The following is a 1780-nucleotide window of genomic DNA, read 5'->3' as shown; positions in this document are numbered from 1 at the left end:
AGGTACTCCTCCAGATCGCCGCGGCGTCCCCGTTCGCACTTTTCTTCCCATGCCTTTTGAATCGCGAGCAAATCGGCATCCGTCGCAACCTTAATGGTAAGTTGCACCGCGCCGATCTCCAGCGCCTTGCGGGCCTGCATGTTTTCGTAGGGGCTGTCTGATTCCTCAAGGACGGTCAAGACCTGTCGCTTCAGGTCCTCGGTTGCCGAAGGGAAGCAAACGTAGGTGCCGTCGCCGGGACGGCTTTCGAGGATGCCGACAATTTGCAGCGCGCTTATCGCCTCGCGCAGGGAGGGGCGGCTTACACCCATCTGTTCGGTAATGGCCCGCTCCGAGGGAAGCCGCTCGCCCGGCGCGTAAGCACCGGCATTGATCATACACAGAAGCTGATCGGCGATAAATGAGCTTTTTTTCTTGAACCCCGCGGGGGCGATCTTTTCGAAATTCATCAGGCGCTCCGGATTGGTCTGACCGGTAAAACCGGTCTGTCTGTCCTTACAGAAACCCGGAAGGGTTTGTCAAGTAAAATATTCAGGGCAACGAATCGTCGCAATGGGGGGATGAAAACGAAGCTTAAAGATCATCATTCCCATGGTTCCCGATTGTCGCGGTTGGCCATTGAACGATAATTCCAGGATCAGGCTACCAGGTTTACGGTTCGCCGTTCACGGTTTGTTGGGATGCGCTTTTCATATCCGGAGATAAACGGTATCAGGAATCCACCGTCTAACGTTGAGCCGTATACCCCGGAACTTTGAACCTGAGCATTAAAAAAATTGTCAAACCGTCCTTCACCGCCCGGTCGCACTGGCATTAAACTAAAGCGGTCTCAATAACTTCCCGAGTTTGGCAATCAACTGTTCCGTGTTCTCCGGGCTTGCGGGGATAAAGGGCGGCCGGACGTTTCGCCAGCGCGTATCCCCCCTCTGCAGGGCAAGCATCCCTTTCATGGCGGGAATGGGAACATACTCTTCTACTGTTTTGCGAAACGTCACTATTTCAAAATTGACCCGGTCCAGATCATCGGCTTTGGCGCCGGTGGCCACATCGAATGCGTAACGAATTCCCGCCGGATTAACATTACAGGTAGCCGAGATGCAGCCCATCCCGCCGTGCTCCATGCCCACCCGCAGAAAAAGTTCGGACCCCGGGAAGACCGAGATGCCGGGGGCTGCGGCAATAACCGCCTTGGTATTCTCAAAATTTCCGGAACTGTCCTTGTAGGCAAAGATCGTCTCAGGAAAATCCCGGGCCAATCGGCCCGCCAGGGCTGGCGTGAAACCTATCCCGGCCAGCGGAGGAATATGATACATGCATATCCTGAGCTTGGGACGAGCGACAGCACCAATCAACCACTTGAAGTAGTTATACAACCCGTCATCGCTGGCATTTTTGTAAAAGAACGGCGGCAGTACCATCACCGCCTTGCACCCGCGCTCTATCGCGTGGCGGCACAGCGTAACAGTTTCGGGAAGATTGCAAAGACCGGTCCCCGGCATCAAAACCGCGGGGTCAATCCCCCCGTCGATAAGCGCGTCCACCGCCGCCAGCCGTTCTGCAACAGACATGCTGAGCGCCTCACCGGTAGTGCCGAAAGGAGCGATATAATGTATTCCCTGGTCCAGCAGCCATTTTGCGTGGCTGAGGTACAGATCGGCGGCGATGCTCAGATCGTCGTTGAATGGTGTCAGTATCGGCGTCATCACGCCTGTCGTTTTGTTTTTTTTCATTCTGCCTGCATCCTCCTTAGTTTTCCATCATGTCGTTTGCCAACTCTCCC

The 1780-nt window shown here is 55.0% G+C and carries 2 protein-coding genes; both read right to left on the bottom strand.

Annotation, left to right across the window (positions count from 1 at the left end):
- A partial coding sequence (locus K0B01_14860; protein MBW6487423.1) for a GntR family transcriptional regulator occupies positions 1 to 449 on the bottom strand: 449 nt, incomplete at its 3' end.
- A gap of 369 nt (positions 450 to 818) precedes the next feature.
- Entirely contained in the window at positions 819 to 1730 is a 912-nt protein-coding gene (locus K0B01_14855; protein ID MBW6487422.1) for a dihydrodipicolinate synthase family protein, read from the bottom strand.
- Positions 1731 to 1780 lie beyond the last annotated feature (50 nt).

The sequence above is a fragment of the Syntrophobacterales bacterium genome (assembly GCA_019429105.1).
GTDB lineage: Bacteria > Desulfobacterota > Syntrophia > Syntrophales > UBA5619 > DYTH01.
The sequence above is the reverse complement of the archived record's forward strand: the minus strand, read 5'-3'. Positions and strand labels throughout refer to the sequence as shown.

What these genes read in the sequence shown, in the direction of transcription:
- K0B01_14855 (MBW6487422.1), bottom strand. Translation starts at nt 1,730, where the DNA reads ATGAAAAAAAACAAAACGACAGGCGTGATGACGCCGATACTGACACCA.